The organism is Aquabacterium sp. CECT 9606 (assembly GCF_918741295.1).
Classification (GTDB): domain Bacteria; phylum Pseudomonadota; class Gammaproteobacteria; order Burkholderiales; family Burkholderiaceae_C; genus Aquabacterium.
In genome coordinates this window covers 30,288-47,580 of the sequence record NZ_CAKKNB010000005.1, presented here as the reverse complement: position 1 = coordinate 47,580, position 17,293 = coordinate 30,288, and the positions used below count along the sequence as shown (strand labels likewise).

Below are 17,293 nucleotides of genomic sequence, written 5' to 3'. Positions count from 1 at the left end.
CGCTCAATGTTCTTTGGTGTCGTTGTAGCGGCCGTAGCTTTGCAGGCGGTCATAACGTTGCTGCAGCAGCTCTTTGACCTTCAGGTCGCTGAGTTGGCGCATGGCATCGTTCAAGCCGCGCTTAAGGTTGGCCGCCGCCTGCTTGTGGTCGCGGTGCGCCCCGCCCACGGGCTCGCTGACGATCTTGTCGACCAGGCCCAGGGCCTTCAGCCGGTGCGCCGTGATGCCCAGCGCCTCGGCCGCTTCTTCGGCGCGGTCAGAGGTCTTCCACAAGATGGAGGCGCAGCCCTCGGGCGAGATCACCGAGTACACCGAGTACTGCAGCATCAACACCTGGTCGGCCACGCTGATGGCCAATGCGCCACCCGAGCCACCTTCACCGATGATGGTGGTGATGATCGGCACTTCCAAGCGCGCCATCTCGAAGATGTTGCGCCCAATGGCCTCGGACTGGTTGCGCTCTTCAGCGCCAATGCCTGGGTAGGCGCCGGGGGTGTCAACGAAAGTGAACACCGGCAGGCTGAACTTCTCGGCCACTTTCATCAAGCGCAAGGCCTTGCGGTAGCCCTCAGGGCGCGACATGCCAAAGTTGCGCATGGCACGCTCTTTGGTGTCACGGCCCTTCTGGTGGCCCAGCACCATGCAGGCCTGGCCGTTGAAACGCGCCAGGCCGCCCACGATGGACAGGTCGTCCGCGTAGTGACGGTCGCCGTGCAGTTCCTGGAAGTCGGTGAACAGCTCGTTCACGTAGTCCAGCGTGTAAGGCCGCTGCGGGTGCCGCGCGATCTGGGTCACCTGCCAGGGGGTCAGGCTGGAATACACGTCCTTGGTCAGCTGCAGGCTTTTCTTGCTCAGCCGGTCGATCTCTTCCGAGATGTCCACGGCCGATTCGCTTTGCACGTAGCGCAGCTCTTCGATCTTGCTTTCAAGCTCCGCAATCGGTTGCTCGAATTCCAGAAAATGTCGTTTGCTCATGGCAGGTTGTCCTCGGTCACGCGCAACAGGTTTTTATGACGCTGCAGGCAGCGGGTCAAGGCTGCGCCACAGATACCACGTTCCCACTGTGCGATAGGGTGCCCAGGCTTCCGCAATGTCACGCGCTTCCGCACGCGACACGGGTTCGCCGCTGAAATAGCTCTGGCTGATCGCCTTGATCAGTATGGTGTCGTCCAACGGCAGCACATTGGGCCGCATCAGGTGAAAAATCAGGAACATTTCGGCGGTCCAGCGGCCGATGCCGCGGATGTCCACCAGCTCCTCGATGATGGTCTCGTCTTCCATGCGCTCCCAATGGTTCACATGGACGCGGCCTTCGGCGAAGTGTTTCGCCAGGTCTTGCAGGTATTCGGCCTTGCGGGCCGACAAGCCCGCCGTTCGAAGCTGGTCGACGCTCATGGCCAACACCACCTGCACCGACAAGGGCGCCCGCGACTCAGGGGGCTGCTGCCCCATCAAGGTCAACAAGCGCTCCCAGACCGACTGCGCCGATTTGGGCGAAATCTGCTGCCCAACGATGGAGCGCGCCAAAGTGGTGAAGGCGTCGCGGCGGCTGTACAGGCGGCCCTGCCCATAGTCGGCCACCAGCTTGCGCATGACGCGGTCACGCTTGGACAGATGCTTGCAGGCTTCGTCCCAGTAGTGGGGCGTCACCAAAGCGGCGGGCAGCGGCGCGGCAGCGGCATCGGCTGCCGAGAAGGAGGCTGAGGACGGCATCAGGCTTTCACCCATGTCGTGCCCTGTGGGCTGTCTTTCAACACGATGCCTTGCTGGGCGAGCTCATCCCGGATGCGGTCGGATTCCGCAAAATTTCGGGCTTTCTTGGCGGCCGTGCGGGCCTCGATCAAGGCTTCGATGGCCGAGGTCTCCAAGCCACCCGATTCGCCACCGCCTTGCATGTAGGCTTCGGGCGACTGCTGAAGCAAGCCTAACACGCCGCCCAAGGCCTTGAGCAAGGACGCGGCCTCTGACGAACCCGAACGATTCACTTCCGCGGCCAGGTCGAATAACACCGCCACCGCGATGGGCGTGGTGAAGTCTTCGTCCATGGCCGCTTTGAAGCGCGCTGCCTGAGGGTGGGCCCAGTCGATGTCCATCAAAGGCACATTGGCCACGGTGCCCAAGGCGGTGTACAAGCGGCGCAGGCCATTGCGGGCGTCGTCCAGGCCGGCATCGCTGTAATTGAAAGGGCTGCGGTAGTGCGTGCGCAACATGAAAAAGCGCACCGTCTCGCCATCGTAGCTCTTGAGCACGTCGCGGATCGTGAAGAAGTTGCCCAGCGACTTGGACATCTTCTCGTTGTCCACGTTCAAGAAACCGTTGTGCATCCAGTAGTTGACAAAGCGTTTGCCACTGGCGCCCTCGCTTTGCGCGATCTCATTCTCGTGGTGGGGAAACTGCAAATCCAGCCCGCCACCATGGATGTCGAATTGCTCGCCCAGCAGCGAGCAGGCCATGGCCGAGCACTCAATGTGCCAACCCGGGCGGCCGGCGCCATAAGGCGACTCGTATTTGGCATCCTGAGGCTCTTCGGGCTTGGCGGCTTTCCACAGCACAAAGTCCAGCGGATCGAGCTTGCCATCGGCGGCGCGGTTGCCAGCACCGTTCAACTCGCGTTCGCCCGCGCGCAGTTGGTCCAGCGATTTGCCCGACAGCTTGCCGTAGCCTTCGAACTTGCGCACCGCGTAGTTCACATCGCCATTGATGGCCTGATAAGCCAGGCCATTGGCCTGCAGTTTGCCGATCATGTCGAGCATTTGCGGCACATACTGGGTGGCACGCGGCTCATGGGTGGGCGGCTCAATGCCCAGGGCACCGATGTCCTGGTGCATGGCCACCGTCATCTCGTCGGTCAACTGGCGGATCGTGATGCCACGCTCCACCGCCCGGCGGATGATCTTGTCATCGATGTCCGTGATGTTGCGCACGTAGGTGACCGACAGCCCAGAGGCCCGAAGCCAACGTTGCACCACGTCGAAAGACATCATCATGCGGGCATGGCCCACATGACACAAGTCATAAATGGTCATGCCGCACACGTACAAACCGACCCGGCCCGGAACCAGGGGGACAAACGACTCGACCTGCCGCGACAGGCTGTTGAAAATACGCAAGCTCATGGAGACAAATTCTGGTCAAGCGCCCAAGGCCGCATCCGGTGTCGGGCGACACGGGGCATGCGGCACTTGCGGCAAAGCAACAAGTGCGCGGGGCATGCACGGGCCCCATCAAACTTGCAACGCTCAGATACAATCCAACGAGTATAGCGGCCCGCCCGCCACCAAGGATGACAGACACTTTTGCGCTCCATGGTCGGCTGGTATCCTCGAAAAATGGCAGGCTTTCTCTGGCCGCTTTGTGTGCCCGACACAATCAACACAAACCCATCGGATAAATACCACTCATGCAAGCTGTTGCGCCTAAGTTTGGAATCCGCTTCACGGCCACGGCCGCCAAGTGCCTGGCCATTGCCGCCCTGACCATGACCGCCGTGGCGGTTCGTGCTGATGAAGTCGGCGATGTTCAAAAACTGCTGTCGGCCGGCAAAAACACCGAAGCCTTGCAGCGTGCCGACCAGTTCCTGGCCGCCCGTCCGCGTGACCCGATGATGCGTTTCCTGCGGGCCATCAGCCTGTCGCAGGCTGGCCGCATCCCCGAGTCCATCACCGCGTTCACCAAGCTGACCGAAGACTACCCAGAGCTGCCCGAGCCGTTCAACAACCTCGCAGTGCTTTATGCCCAGCAAGGTCAGTACGACAAGTCGCGCAATGCCCTGGAAATGGCCATCCGCACCAATCCCAGCTACGCCACCGCCTACGAGAACCTGGGCGATGTCTATGCCAAGTTGGCAAGCCAGGCTTATTCCAAGGCCCTGCAGATCGACACACGCTCCGCTGTGGCGCCCAAGCTGGCCATGATCCGCGACCTGTTCCCCAAAGAACGTGGCGGCACGGCCGTGGCTGGATTGACCAACAGCAGCACCCCTTCAGCGACGCCCGCCCCCGCGCCGGGCCCCTTGCCCGCGCCAACGCCTGCTACCAAGCCAGCCCCAACGCCAGCACCCGCCCCTGTCCCAGCCAGCAAGCCCACACCGCCAGCACCAGCACCCACCGAAGCCAAGGCTGAGGCGGCAGAGCGCGAAGTCGAGTCGGCGCTGCAAGCCTGGGCAACGGCCTGGAGCAGGAAAGACCTCAACGCCTACTTCGCCGCTTACAGCCGCGATTTCAACGGCGGCAAATCGCGCAAGGCCTGGGAGCAAGAGCGCCGCGAGCGCATCCAGGGCAAGCGCAACATCTCGGTCAAGCTCTCAAAAATTGACATTTCCATCAACGGCAACAAGGCCACCGCCCGTTTCCGCCAGGATTACAAGGCCGACAGCCTGGACATCAGCAGCGGCAAACGCGTTGAACTGGTGCGCACTGGCGGTGAATGGGTGATCGTGAAGGAAAGCACCGGTTCGTGATGAGTGGTTATCTGGGCCGACTGCCGCAGCCAGCGGCAAGTCGGCGTTTGTCCATGCTCGTCAAGAGCATGCTGCTGGTGAGCACGATCGCTCTGAGCCTTGCTGGCGCAGGGCCTGCCCATGCCCTCAAGCCAACACCAGCAAGCCAGCCTGCCGAAGCACGCCTGCTTGAGATTTACCGCCTGATCGGTACCGGACAAGGCAAGTTGGCCCTGAAAAAGGCCCAGACGCTGGTCGAAGAGGTGCCCAATTTCCAGCTGGCCCAACTGGTTTACGGCGATCTGCTTCTGGCCCAAACGGCCCCACTCAAAGCCATGGGCAGCGCGCCAGCCGACCTGATCGAGCGCGCGCCTCAACGCATCGAGCAACTGCGCATCGAAGCCGAGCGCCGGCTCTTCGCCCTTCGCGAGCGTCCGCCCGCTGACGCGTTGCCGGCCCAGTTCATCGACATTCCCCCCAGCACCCGGCACGCCATCGCCGTTGATGCCAGCCGCTCGCGCCTGTACCTGTTTGAAAACGGCCCTCACGGCCTGCGTGTGGTGGCCGACCACTACGCCTCCATCGGGCGCCTGGGCGCCGAAAAAGCCGCGCAGGGTGACCAGCGCACGCCTTTGGGCGTTTACTACATCACCAGCCGGCTGGATGGCAAGCAGCTCACCGACTTCTACGGCGTGGGCGCCTTGCCTTTGAACTATCCCAACGAGTACGACCGCCGACAGGGTCGCACGGGCTCTGGCATCTGGCTGCATGGCGTGCCCAGCGACAGCTACGCCCGCAGCCCCAACAGCACTGACGGGTGTGTGGCTTTGGCCAACCCCGAGCTGAAAAGCATCCTGGAAAGCGTGCAACCGCGCACCACCCCGGTCGTCATCGCCAAAAGCCTGACGTGGGTGCCCACCAAGTCGGCCGAACAGGAACGGCGCAACATGCGCAACCTCATAGAAGGTTGGCGGGTGGCACGGGCCAGCGGTGACCTGACCCGCCTGATGTCGTTTTATTCCAGCCAGTTCTCCAACGGCACCCGCGATGTCAATCAGTGGCGACAATGGCTGGAAAAAGAAGTAGTCAGCCAGCGCGGCCGGTCCCTCCAACTGAAGGATCTGGCCATCCTGGGCTGGCGCGACAAGAGTGACATTCTGGTGGTGACCTTCGGCGAAGTGTCCGACGGTCAACGCACTGGGGCCATCAAGCGTCAATACTGGGGCAAAGAAGGTGGCCTTTGGAAAATATTCTTTGAAGGAGTGATCGGATGACCTACCTGCGCAAACTCACCCATGCGGGCATGATGGCCGCGGCCATCGGTGGCCTGACCATGGGCTCCGCCCTGGCACAAACGGTGAAGCTGTCCACCAGCGAGGGCGACATCGTCGTTCAGCTGGACGCGGCCAAGGCGCCCAAGACGGTGGAAAATTTCGTTCAATATGTCAAATCGGGCCACTACAACGGCACCGTGTTCCACCGCGTGATCAAGACCTTCATGATCCAGGGCGGCGGCATGACGCCCGACCTGAAAGAAAAACCCACGCGCGCGCCCATCCCCCTGGAAAGCCGCAATGGCCTGAGCAATGTGCGCGGCACCTTGGCCATGGCCCGTACCAGCATTCCCGACTCGGCCACTGCGCAATTTTTCATCAACGTCAAGGACAATAACTTCCTTGATGCGGCCCAGTCACCCGATGGCAACGGCTATGCCGTGTTTGGCAAAGTCGTGCAAGGCATGGACGTGGTCGACAAGATCCGGATGGTGGAAACCGGCCAGAAGGGTCCTCACGGCGATGTGCCTGTCAAACCCATCGTGATCAAACAAGCTACCCTGGAGAAATAACATGACCAAAACCGTTGAACTGCAAACCACGGCAGGCGTGATCCGCCTTGAACTGGACGACGCCAAGGCGCCAGCCACAGTCGAGAACTTCCTGAACTATGTTCGCGCCGGCCACTACAACGGCACGATCTTTCACCGCGTGATCAAGGGCTTCATGGTGCAAGGCGGCGGCTTCGAGCCCGGCCTCAAGCAAAAGCCCACCACCGAAACGATTCAGAACGAAGCCAACAACGGCCTCAAGAATGACCACTACACCGTGGCCATGGCCCGCACCAGCGCGCCGCATTCAGCCAGCGCCCAGTTCTTCATCAACACCACCAACAACGATTTCCTGAACTTCAAGTCGGAAACCGCCAGTGGCTGGGGCTACGCCGTTTTCGGCAAGGTGGTCTCCGGCACCGAGATCGTCGACCAGATCGAGAAGGTCAAGACTGGCCGCAGTGGTGGCCACGATGACGTGCCCGTTGAAAACGTGGTCATCACCCAAGCCACGGAAGTGTGATGCCATGACGGGGGACACCCTCCCCTTTCCTGCCGCCGACACGCTCAATGCACCGCCCTCGTGGCGGTGCATTGATTTTGTCTCGGACCTGCACCTGCACGCTGGCTTGCCGCACACCGCAGCAGCGCTGGCGCGCTACCTGCAAGACACGCCTGCTGACGCCGTCATGATCCTGGGCGATTTGTTCGAGGCCTGGGTTGGCGACGACATGCGCCACACGGGCTTCGAGGCCGATTGCACCGCCTTCCTGGCCAAGGCTGGCCAACGGCTGCACCTGGGCATGATGGTGGGCAACCGCGATTTCTTGCTAGGCCAGGACATGGTGGCCGCCTGCCATGCCCACGCCTTGGCCGACCCGACCATCCTGAATGCTTTTGGACAGCGGGTGCTGCTCACCCACGGCGACGCCCTGTGCCTGGCCGATCAGGCCTACCTTCGATTCCGGTCCCAAGTCCGGCAACGTGCTTGGCGTGATGCCTTCCTGGCCAAACCGCTGGCCGATCGCCTGATGGTGGCCCGCCAGATGCGCGAAGCCAGTGCAGCACACCAGCATCAGCAAACGCCAGACAACTGGGCCGATGTGGATGAAGCCGCTGCCGGCTCGTGGATGCAAACCGCCCACACACCCGTGCTGGTCCATGGGCACACGCACCGCCCTGAGACCGTGCCATTTGGCCCACCCCATGGCACCCGCCATGTGCTGAGTGACTGGGATTTTGATGGCGCCCACCCACGCGGCGAAGTGCTCCGCTTCAGCGCCCAGGGTTTTGAACGCCTGGCTTTGTCCAACGCAACGAGCTGAGGCTTCTTTGGCCCAAACAACAAGGGCCCAGCCGAAGCTGAGCCCTTGTCCAATCTGGCCTCAAAACATCACTCGGCCGTGGCGGCCTCCGCCTTGGGCTTGTCGCTCTTCTTGTTGGGCTGGATGTCCAGCTTGACTTCCATCTCGCCGTCGGCACCTTCCACCACGTCCACCGTCAGGCGACCGCCATCCACCAGGCGACCGAACAGCAACTCGTCGGCCAGCGCACGACGGATCGTGTCCTGGATCAGGCGCTGCATCGGACGTGCGCCCATCAGCGGATCGAAGCCCTTTTTGCCCAGGTGAGCACGCAAGGCGTCGGTGAAGGTGACTTCCACCTTCTTCTCGGCCAGTTGACTTTCGAGCTGCAGCAGGAACTTGTCGACCACCCGCAGGATGATCTCTTCGTCCAGCGCCTTGAAGCCCACGATGGCATCCAGACGGTTGCGGAACTCCGGCGTGAAGACACGCTTGATGTCGGCCATCTCATCGCCCGCCTGACGCTGGGTGGTGAAGCCAATGGTCGACTTCTGCAGCGTCTCGGCGCCTGCATTGGTCGTCATGATGATCATCACGTTGCGGAAATCAGCCTTGCGGCCGTTGTTGTCCGTCAGCGTGCCATGGTCCATCACCTGCAGCAGGATGTTGAAAACGTCCGGGTGGGCCTTTTCAATTTCATCGAGCAGCAAGACGCAGTGCGGCTTCTTGGTGACGGCTTCGGTCAGCAGGCCGCCTTGGTCGAAACCAACGTAGCCCGGAGGCGCACCGATCAGACGACTGACCGCATGGCGCTCCATGTATTCCGACATGTCGAAGCGGATCAGCTCAATGCCCAGGATGTAGGCCAGTTGCTTGGCCACTTCCGTTTTGCCCACGCCGGTGGGGCCGCTGAACAGGAAGGAGCCGATCGGCTTGTCTGGCTTGCCCAAGCCAGAACGCGACATCTTGATCGCGGCCGACAGGGCATCAATGGCGTTGTCCTGACCGAACACCACGCTCTTCAAGTCACGGTCCAGGCTCTTGAGCTTGGAGCGATCGTCGTTGGAGACGCTGGTTGAAGGCACCCGCGCGATCTTGGCGACGATGTCTTCCACCTCGGCCCGCGTGATGGTCTTCTTCTGCTTGCTCTTGGGCAGGATGCGTTGTGCCGCGCCAGCCTCGTCGATCACGTCAATGGCCTTGTCAGGCAAATGGCGGTCGTTGATGAACTTGGCAGACAACTCTGCCGCTGCTTGCAAAGCGCCCAAGGCGTACTTGACGCTGTGGTGCTCTTCGAAACGCGACTTCAGGCCCTTCAGGATCTCGATGGTTTGCTCAACCGACGGCTCGACCACTTCCACCTTCTGGAAGCGACGCGACAGGGCCGCATCCTTCTCGAAGATGCCACGGTATTCCGTGAAGGTGGTGGCGCCGATGCACTTGAGCTGGCCCGAGCTGAGCGCAGGCTTGAGCAGGTTGCTGGCGTCCAGGGTGCCGCCGGAAGCCGCACCCGCACCGATCAAGGTGTGGATCTCATCGATGAACAGGATTGCGCTGGGCTGCTCCTTGAGCTGCTTGATCACGGCCTTGAGGCGTTGCTCGAAGTCTCCACGGTACTTGGTGCCGGCCAGCAGCGCGCCCATGTCCAAGGCATACACCTCGGCATCGGCCAGCACATCGGGCACGTCTTTTTGCGTGATACGCCAGGCCAGACCCTCGGCGATCGCGGTCTTGCCCACGCCAGCTTCACCCACCAGCAGCGGGTTGTTCTTGCGGCGACGGCACAGGATCTGAATGACGCGCTCGACTTCATGATCGCGCCCAATCAGCGGATCAATCTTGCCGTCACGTGCCATCGCGTTGATATTCTGGGTGTACTGCTCCAGCGGCGAAGCCTTGGGCTCACCGCCTTCTTCTTTTTCGGTCTCAGCGGGACTGGACTCTGAAGAAGACTTGATGGGCTCTGGGGGATCGGCCTTGCGGATGCCATGGGCGATGTAGTTCACCACGTCCAGTCGTGTCACGCCCTGCTGGTGCAGGTAGTACACGGCGTGCGAATCCTTCTCGCCGAAGATGGCAACCAGCACGTTCGCGCCAGTCACTTCCTTCTTGCCACTGCCCGAGGATTGGACATGCATGATGGCGCGTTGAATGACACGCTGGAAACCCAGGGTTGGCTGGGTATCGACTTCGTCGGTACCGCCCACGGTGGGGGTGTTGTCGCGCACGAACTGATCAAGGTTCTTGCGCAACTCTTCCAGGTTGGCCGCACAAGCTTTCAACACCTCGGAAGCGGAGGGGTTGTCAATCAAGGCGAGCAACAAGTGCTCGACGGTGATGAACTCGTGGCGTTGCTGTCGGGCCTCGACAAAGGCCATGTGCAGACTCACTTCCAACTCTTGCGCAATCATGCGGTCTCCAGAATGCACTGCAGGGGGTGCCCGGCTCTGCGGGCGGCGGCAAGAACGAGTTCGACCTTCGTGGCCGCGACGTCTTTGGTATAGACCCCGCACACACCACGACCTTCGTGGTGGATTTTGAGCATGATTTGCGTCGCTGTCTCTATGTCGTGACGGAAATATTCCTGCAAGACGATGATCACGAATTCCATGGGCGTGAAGTCATCGTTGAGCATCACCACCCTGTAGAGCTTGGGGGGCTCCAGGCTGACAGTTTCTTTTTCGGCAATTGCCAGCCCCTCTCCACCTTCACCAGGCCCCACGGGCGGTTCGGATGAGTGGGGTTTTAACGGTTCAGTCATGAATTCATTCTACGAGACGCCATTGCTTTGTGTCTTCACATGTTGCGGTAACCCACCTGAGTTCAAGGGGGGAAATTCACCCAGCTTTCACGACTTTTCAAAGCACCGTTGATTGCGCGACCATGCCCAGGCCCAACCCAGCTTGGGTCGTCACCCCATGAATTCAAGATGATTTCACATTACAAAATCTTTGGCATGTCAAGGCCAAAAACCAATCCAATCTTGAGTGCTTGACACCCGTGGGTTCGGCCTAGAAAATGACAACAAACTAACAGGAGGGACAGTATGGCTATTGGCACTGTCAAGTGGTTCAACGACGCCAAAGGGTTTGGCTTCATTGAACCCGATCAGGGTGGGGGAGATGTTTTCGCCCACTTTTCAGCCATCCAGATGGATGGGTTCCGCACGCTCAAGCAGGGCTCGAAAGTTCAGTACGAACTGATAGCCGGCCCCAAAGGCATGCTTGCGCAAAACATTCAGCCCGTTGACGCCCTCACGGCGGAGCAGGCTCAACCCGATGCTCTGAGTGACATGCACTTCAGGGAATTGTCTGGAGGGCCTGGGCACAGCTTGCCGCACTGACGCCGCGCGCCAACAAGAACCCCGCCTTCAAGGCGGGGTTCTTGTTTCAGGTTGTGACTCTTGTTAGGTTAGGCGCTAGTCGCATGTCAACTTGCCAGGCGCAGGTGTGCAGGCCTCCTTGCGTTTGACCGTCCCGCTGCCCTCGGTCGCGGCGCGCCCCGCACCCACCTCGCCAATCACGCTATTGCGCACCCGGGATGACACGTTGGCGCCTGTCGGCGCTTGTCCAGCTTCGGCCACACAGTCCAAGCTGTTGGTTTTGGGCGTGCATTTGCCTGGCAAGCGCAAAACACGACTGCCTTCGGACACCGGCTGCCCCGAGCCCACATGGGTGATCAGGCCACCCCGGATGCTGAGGGCGTCGCCCTGCTTCAAGGAGCGGGTCGCAGGCGTGCCTTGCGTTTGGTCCAATGTCTTGACCGCCGAGTTCTTGGCTGCCACACCCGGAGGCATCAGTGCCTCAGACTGGGTGGTGGGCTGCTGGCCGCCCTCGGTGGGAGAAGAGGCTTGCGCCCACACGGATGACGAGACACCGGCACAGCACAAAGCCACAGCTGCCAGGGCGCCAGAAAAATATGATCGATGGGTCATGTTGATAGCCTCGACATTCATGCTCAGAAGTTCTTGGTCAGCACAGCATTGGCACGCGGCTGGTGGGTGTTGTTGTCGGCCAGCGGCTCACCCGTGGCCCGCCATGCCAGGTTCAGGCGCAAGGCAAAGTCACTGGGGCGGGCCCAGATCATGCCCACACCATAACCGCTGAGGCTGCGGCTGGTCGACGGCGAAAAGGAGTCTGGCGCCGTCTTGGCATGACCCCAGTCATAGAAAGTGCTGAACGCCAGTTCTTGCGCAAAACGCCCCACCCAGGCCTCGGGCGGCAAGAAACGCAATTCGGTGGTCACCACATGGGCGGTGTCGCCCGCAGCTTCGCCCGGAGCATAAGCACGCACGCCGGTGGGCCCGCCTACTGCGAAACGCTCGGTCGCATCCAAGGTCGTCCCGGCGATCTGGCCTTTGTAGCGCGCATAAAGCTGCAGCCGGCCGGCCACCAGGTTTTGCAGGCGGGAGTAGCCCAGGTTGGCCTTGCCAAAATCCCTCTTCAGGCCAGTGGTCGTGACATCGGCGGCATCAAACTTCATCCGCCCTTGCAACCAGCTCAGCTCGTAGGTGTTGACCCCGCCATTGAGCCAGTTGTCGCGGAAATCCCCGACCACGCCCAACTGCACGTCGTCACTGGTCTTGCGGATGGCCGTGCCGGGTTCCCGATCGTCAAACCGCTTGTTTTCATAGCTCAGCAGGCTGAACACGTTGAGGTTGCGCGAACGCACCAGAGGGTACAGGGCAAAGCCGCTGGCCGCGACGACGGTACCAGTCAGGTCGGTCGACACATACTCCCGGTCCAGCTCATAGCGCACTTTGGAAAGGGCGGCCCCCAACTTCAAGCCGCTGGCGCCGACCGGGGACACGTAGCTCACACCCGCGAACGCGAGGCCACCACTGAAGGAGCTCAGGGCATTGACCGACACGGCATCGCCATGGCCAGTGGGGCTGGCCACGGTCAGTCCACCGCTGATGCGGCCCATGCCGGTGTAGCGCGAGCCCAGGGAGTCCAACTCGATCCGGCCGCTGACCCTCGCCTCTGCCGTGGGGGTGACGATCAGCGATGCGGTGCCAGGCTCACGCCCTTCGCCAATTTCGAAGCGAGTGCGGACACCTTGCAGGTCGTTGACCAGGAAAACCGTCCGCTCGATGTCTTTCACACGGATGACCTCACCGGGCTTCAAGGCGGCCAAGTAGCCCTCAAGGACCTCGCGGTTAACAGGCACACCGGTGTCGGGCCAGTTCAGTTGCACTTGGTCAAGGCGGCCTTCGAGAACCGCGATGTGCACGATGCCATCCTTGGCCTGCTGTTCGGGCAGATAGGCGAAGCCGACGTAGTAACCCAGCTCGCGCTGCATGTACAAGGTCACAGCGGCAGTGGCATTCACCAGGTCTTCGTAGTTGCGCCCTTTGCCGGTGAAGGGTGCGGTGATGGCGGCCAACCTCGCGGCTGAAGCATCGGGCAAACCATCGACCTGGTAGGAGACCACGTCCAGGGCCATGTCTTCTTCGGGCTTGCCCAACTCGCGCAGAGGCGCTGATGGTGAAGCTGGTGCAGCGGGCTGAGCCCAGACCCCAGCGTTGACCATCAAGAGGGCCGCAGCGGCCAGGACTTTCAAATTCAAAGACGCAAAACGCACGGCAACGATCCCTTTTGAAATGGTGATTTCGCAAGGCTGCGTGGGCTCACAGGCGCAGCAGTCCTCCCGAGCACCCGTGAGGTCGGGCCGATGGTATATCAACGCCCATTCAATTGACAGCCGCCACGGCAAAACACAACGGCGGACCGATTCGTTGTCAGCACCAGGAGATCTAGACTTCCAGCATGACCGAGACCACCCGCACCAGCGCCACCCGCCCTGCTCCCATCTCCTTCTGGGAGGCCTTCCGCTTCTGGCTCAAGCTGGGCTTCATCAGCTTTGGCGGACCGGCTGGTCAGATCGCCATCATGCACACCGAGCTGGTCGAGCGCCGCCGCTGGATCAGCGAGAAGCGCTTCCTGCACGCGCTGAACTACTGCATGCTGTTACCCGGTCCGGAAGCCCAGCAACTGGCCACCTACATCGGCTGGCTGATGCACCGCACCTGGGGTGGCATCGTGGCTGGTGCCTTGTTCGTGCTGCCCTCGCTGTTCATCCTGGGCGCCCTGTCCTGGGTCTATGTGGCGTTTGGCCAAGTGCCGGTGGTGGCGGGCATCTTTTACGGCATCAAACCGGCGGTGACGGCCCTGGTCGTGCACGCGGCCCACCGCATCGGCACGCGGGCCTTGAAGAACGGATGGTTGTGGGCCATCGCAGCGGCTTCCTTCGTGGCCATCTTTGCGCTGCAGGCACCCTTCCCCCTGATTGTGTTGGCGGCCGCCGTCATCGGGCACCTCGGCGGCCGGGTGGCACCTCGGATCTTTGCCGTGGGTGGTGGACACGGTTCAGCCCAACAGGGTTATGGACCCGCCTTGATCGATGACGACACGCCAACGCCGACCCACGCGCGCTTCACACGGGGCCACCTGGTCCGGGTGCTGGTCATCGGCTTGGCGCTGTGGACTGGCGCGATGGCCCTGCTGCTATTCACCCAAGGCATGGCAGGCACACTCACGCAGATGGGCTGGTTCTTCACCAAGGCCGCCCTGCTCACCTTTGGCGGCGCCTATGCCGTGCTGCCTTATGTGTACCAAGGCGCGGTGGAGCACTACCACTGGCTGACAGGTCCCCAGATGATCGACGGCCTGGCCTTGGGCGAGACCACGCCCGGCCCATTGATCATGGTGGTGGCGTTTGTCGGGTTTGTGGGCGCCTGGACTCAGCAGGTGTTCGGGCCCGACAGCCTGATGCTGGCTGGGGCGACGGCGGCCACCGTGGTGACCTTCTTCACCTTCCTGCCCTCTTTCATCTTCATCCTGGCGGGCGGTCCCTTGATCGAGTCGACGCATGGCCAGCTGAAGTTCACCGCCCCGCTGACGGCCATCACGGCGGCCGTGGTCGGCGTGATCCTGAACCTGGCCATGTTTTTTGCCTACCACGTGCTGTGGCCCCAAGGTCTGAATGGGCGCTTTGATTGGGGCTCGGTCGTGATTGCACTCGGCGCAGGCGTGGCCTTGTTCCGCTTCAAGCTGGGCGTCATGCCCTTGCTGGGCTTGTGTGCCGCCGTTGGCCTGGCCACCACCTGGCTACGCTAATCGGCCAGCTCGTCCAGGATGGGGCAGTCGGGCCGGCTGTCGCCGTGGCAACACTGCGCCAGTCGCTCCAGGGTGCGCTTCATGTCGGCCATCTCGCGCATGCGCCGGTCCAGATCGGCCACATGGGCCAAGGCAATGCGCTTGACGTCGGCACTCGATCGCTTGCGGTTCTGCCAGAGCTTGAGCAGCTCGGCCACCTCGGCCATGCCAAAGCCCAGTTGCCGCGAATGCTTGATGAAGCGCAAGGTGTGCACCTCACGCTCGCCGTATTGCCGGTAACCGGCTTGTGTTCGCGCCACCTTGGGCAGCAAACCCAGCGATTCGTAGTAACGCACCATCTTGGCCGAGACGCCAGACTGCGCCGCCGCCTGGCCGATGTTCAAGGTTTCAGCGCTCATGTAGAGCTTCCTTTCCAGCGGCGCAGCATCAAGGCATTGGTGACCACGCTCACGCTGCTGAACGCCATGGCCGCACCAGCGATCACCGGGTTGAGCAAGCCCATGGCGGCCAGCGGAATGCCCACCAGGTTGTACACGAACGCCCAGAACAGGTTCTGGCGGATCTTGGCGTAGGTGCGCCGAGAGATGTCGATGGCGTCGAACACCAAGGCGGGGTCGCCGCGCATCAGGGTGATGCCCGCCGCGTGCATGGCCACGTCGGTGCCCGTGGACATGGCGATGCCCACATCCGCAGCGGCCAGGGCTGGGGCATCGTTGATGCCATCGCCCACCATGGCCACACGCAAGCCTGTGGCCTTGAGCTCAGCCACGATGGAGGCCTTGTCTTCCGGCAAGACCTCGGCACGGATTTCGTCAATGCCCAGTTGCTGGCCCACGGCTTGGGCACTGCCACGGTTGTCGCCGGTGAGCAGCACGGTGCGCACGCCGTGCTCGTGCAGGCGCGAAATCGCTCGACCGGCCGAGGCTTTGACCGTGTCGCCAAAAGCCAGCAAGCCTCGCAACAGCGGCCGGCCAGGGTCGGTGACATCGGCCACCCAGGAGACCGTGCGTCCTTGTTGTTGTAACTCCTCGGCCCGCTCCTGCAATGCATGCAGCTCAACGCCCAGCTCTTGCATCAGGCGGGTGCTGCCCAGCCTGAGGTCTCGCCCGCCCACGAGCGCGGCCACGCCTCGGCCCGCGAGTGCCCGGACCTCATGGGCGGCAACCACCGGGGCGCCCTCCTCTTGCGCAGCCTGCAAAACGGCGTGGGCCAATGGGTGCTCGCTGCCGGCCTGGATGGCCGCGCTGTCGGTCAGAAGCTCGGCCGGACTGCCGCTGGCAGCTTCCCAGGCGACCAAGCGGGGCTTGCCCTCGGTGAGTGTTCCGGTCTTGTCAAAGGCGACCAGCTTGATCGCGTGCGCCACCTCCAGGGCCTCGGCGTCTTTGATGAGGATGCCATGGCGTGCCGCGACACCCGTGCCTGCCATGATGGCCGTGGGCGTGGCCAAACCCAAAGCACAAGGGCAGGCGATGACCAACACCGCCACGGCGTTCAAGATGGCACCCTCCCACTCGCCCGTGCCCAGGCCCCAGGCCAGCAATGTGATCATGGCGATGCCAATCACCACCGGCACAAAGACTGCGCTGACCTGGTCCACCAGCCTTTGGATGGGCGCCTTCCTGGCCTGCGCAGACTCAACCAGACGGACGATGCGCGACAAGGTGGACTCGGCCCCCACCGCGGTCGTGCGCACCATCAACAAGCCTTGCCCGTTGACCGATCCGCCGGTGACGCGGTTGCCCTCGTGCTTGGCCACGGGCAGGCTTTCGCCCGTGATGAGTGACTCATCCACCTCGCTGCTGCCTTCGGTCACCTCGCCATCCAGCGGCACACGCTCGCCCGGGCGGATGACCACGATATCGTTGACACGAACCTGCGCCACGGGCAGCTCAAGGTCTCGCCCACCCCGGCGCACGCGGGCCGTGTCCGGGCGCAGCGCATTGAGCGCGCGGATGGCTTCGGTGGTCTGGTGCTTGGCCCGCGCCTCCAGCCACTTGCCCAGCATGACCAGCGTGATCACCACGGCCGACGCCTCGAAGTACAAATGGGGCATGTCGTGCCCCCCATGGCGCAAGAGCATGTACAAACTCAACCCGTAGCCCGCCGAAGTGCCCAGGGCCACCAGCAAGTCCATGTTGCCCGAGCCAGCCCGCACGGCCTTCCAGCCCGCGACGTAGAAGCGCGCGCCCAACCAGAACTGGACGGGTGTGGCCAAGGCCAGTTGCAGCCAACCGTTCAACATCCACTGCTGGCCAAACAGCATCCCGATCATCGGCAGGACCAGGGGCATGGACAAGGCGGCGGCCACAGCAATGGGCCACCAGTCGGGCGCCCAAGGTTGAGGCGCGGGGGGGGCTGGCGCCGCCTCCGGCTCGACCGGGTGCGCTGTGTAGCCGGCTTTCTCGACTGCGGCCACCAAGGCGGGCAAGCCCACGTCATTTTGGCTGGCCTGCACCGTGGCCATCTCGGTGGCCAGATTCACCTCGGCCGACGTCACGCCAGGCACTTTGCTCAAAGCCCGCTCGACACGACCCACGCACGAAGCGCAACTCATGCCTTCGATCGACATGGTCCACTCATGCAATGGCATCGCGGAAGCAGAGGCAAC

The 17,293-nt window shown here is 62.3% G+C and carries 15 protein-coding genes and 1 pseudogene; 7 read left to right on the top strand and 9 right to left on the bottom strand.

Features of this window, described 5'->3' with window-relative positions:
- Nucleotides 1–3: 3 nt before the first annotated feature.
- From LQ232_RS21540 to cysS, 3 genes are read right to left on the bottom strand one after another with little or no spacing between them, the layout of a single operon-like run.
- Entirely contained in the window at nt 4–975 is a 972-nt protein-coding gene (locus tag LQ232_RS21540; protein WP_230182452.1) for an acetyl-CoA carboxylase carboxyltransferase subunit alpha, read from the bottom strand.
- A 33-nt stretch (nt 976–1,008) separates the two neighbouring features.
- The gene (locus LQ232_RS21535) at nt 1,009–1,713 is read right to left on the bottom strand and encodes a DNA-3-methyladenine glycosylase (RefSeq protein ID WP_230182451.1); all 705 of its coding nucleotides are present in this window, start codon (nt 1,711–1,713) and stop codon (nt 1,009–1,011) included.
- Nucleotides 1,713–3,116 carry a cysteine--tRNA ligase gene (cysS, locus tag LQ232_RS21530; protein ID WP_230182450.1) on the bottom strand — a complete coding sequence of 468 codons (1,404 nt, stop codon included), beginning with the start codon at nt 3,114–3,116 and terminating at the stop codon, nt 1,713–1,715. The genes LQ232_RS21535 and cysS overlap by 1 nt, the downstream gene beginning before the upstream one ends.
- A gap of 284 nt (nt 3,117–3,400) precedes the next feature.
- On the opposite strand from cysS, the gene LQ232_RS21525 reads away from it, so the two are divergent.
- Genes LQ232_RS21525 through LQ232_RS21505 form a run of 5 tightly spaced genes read left to right on the top strand, consistent with a single transcriptional unit; the run spans nt 3,401 to nt 7,588 of the window.
- Entirely contained in the window at nt 3,401–4,459 is a 1,059-nt protein-coding gene (locus LQ232_RS21525) for a nuclear transport factor 2 family protein (protein WP_230182449.1), read from the top strand.
- A complete protein-coding gene (locus tag LQ232_RS21520) occupies nt 4,459–5,712 on the top strand; it encodes a murein L,D-transpeptidase family protein (RefSeq protein WP_230182448.1) in 1,254 nt (417 codons plus the stop codon). Before LQ232_RS21525 ends, LQ232_RS21520 begins: the two co-directional genes overlap by 1 nt.
- A 29-nt stretch (nt 5,713–5,741) precedes the next feature.
- Nucleotides 5,742–6,284, top strand: coding sequence for a peptidylprolyl isomerase (locus tag LQ232_RS21515; protein WP_230182619.1), 543 nt, complete (start codon nt 5,742–5,744; stop codon nt 6,282–6,284).
- 1 nt (nt 6,285) lies between these two features.
- Nucleotides 6,286–6,786: a peptidylprolyl isomerase gene (locus LQ232_RS21510; RefSeq protein WP_230182447.1), complete on the top strand. Its 501-nt coding sequence runs from the start codon at nt 6,286–6,288 to the stop codon at nt 6,784–6,786.
- A gap of 4 nt (nt 6,787–6,790) precedes the next feature.
- Entirely contained in the window at nt 6,791–7,588 is a 798-nt protein-coding gene (locus LQ232_RS21505) for a UDP-2,3-diacylglucosamine diphosphatase (RefSeq protein WP_230182446.1), read from the top strand.
- A gap of 68 nt (nt 7,589–7,656) precedes the next feature.
- Here the strand turns inward: LQ232_RS21505 and clpA are convergent, their stop codons facing one another.
- Together clpA and clpS are read right to left on the bottom strand one after the other, a co-directional pair.
- The gene (clpA, locus tag LQ232_RS21500) at nt 7,657–9,978 is read right to left on the bottom strand and encodes an ATP-dependent Clp protease ATP-binding subunit ClpA (RefSeq protein ID WP_230182445.1); all 2,322 of its coding nucleotides are present in this window, start codon (nt 9,976–9,978) and stop codon (nt 7,657–7,659) included.
- Nucleotides 9,975–10,328: an ATP-dependent Clp protease adapter ClpS gene (gene clpS / locus LQ232_RS21495; protein WP_230182444.1), complete on the bottom strand. Its 354-nt coding sequence runs from the start codon at nt 10,326–10,328 to the stop codon at nt 9,975–9,977. The genes clpA and clpS overlap by 4 nt, the downstream gene beginning before the upstream one ends.
- A 285-nt stretch (nt 10,329–10,613) precedes the next feature.
- On the opposite strand from clpS, the pseudogene LQ232_RS21490 reads away from it, so the two are divergent.
- Nucleotides 10,614–10,808 (top strand): annotated as a pseudogene (locus LQ232_RS21490) (cold-shock protein); the annotation flags it as partial.
- A 177-nt stretch (nt 10,809–10,985) separates the two neighbouring features.
- Here LQ232_RS21490 and LQ232_RS21485 read toward each other — a convergent pair.
- Together LQ232_RS21485 and LQ232_RS21480 are read right to left on the bottom strand one after the other, a co-directional pair.
- Nucleotides 10,986–11,501, bottom strand: a complete 516-nt coding sequence (locus LQ232_RS21485) for a hypothetical protein (RefSeq protein ID WP_230182443.1) — start codon at nt 11,499–11,501, stop codon at nt 10,986–10,988.
- Between the two features lie 23 nt (nt 11,502–11,524).
- Nucleotides 11,525–13,150 carry a ShlB/FhaC/HecB family hemolysin secretion/activation protein gene (locus tag LQ232_RS21480; protein ID WP_230182442.1) on the bottom strand — a complete coding sequence of 542 codons (1,626 nt, stop codon included), beginning with the start codon at nt 13,148–13,150 and terminating at the stop codon, nt 11,525–11,527.
- A gap of 185 nt (nt 13,151–13,335) precedes the next feature.
- Between LQ232_RS21480 and chrA the strand changes: the two genes are divergently transcribed.
- Nucleotides 13,336–14,685 (top strand): chromate efflux transporter, encoded by a 1,350-nt coding sequence (gene chrA / locus LQ232_RS21475; protein WP_230182441.1) that lies wholly within the window; start codon nt 13,336–13,338, stop codon nt 14,683–14,685.
- On the opposite strand, the gene cueR is transcribed toward chrA, so the two are convergent.
- Nucleotides 14,682–15,083: a Cu(I)-responsive transcriptional regulator gene (gene cueR / locus LQ232_RS21470; protein WP_230182440.1), complete on the bottom strand. Its 402-nt coding sequence runs from the start codon at nt 15,081–15,083 to the stop codon at nt 14,682–14,684. The genes chrA and cueR overlap by 4 nt on opposite strands.
- Nucleotides 15,080–17,254 carry a cation-translocating P-type ATPase gene (locus tag LQ232_RS21465; RefSeq protein WP_305878759.1) on the bottom strand — a complete coding sequence of 725 codons (2,175 nt, stop codon included), beginning with the start codon at nt 17,252–17,254 and terminating at the stop codon, nt 15,080–15,082. Before LQ232_RS21465 ends, cueR begins: the two co-directional genes overlap by 4 nt.
- Nucleotides 17,255–17,293 lie beyond the last annotated feature (39 nt).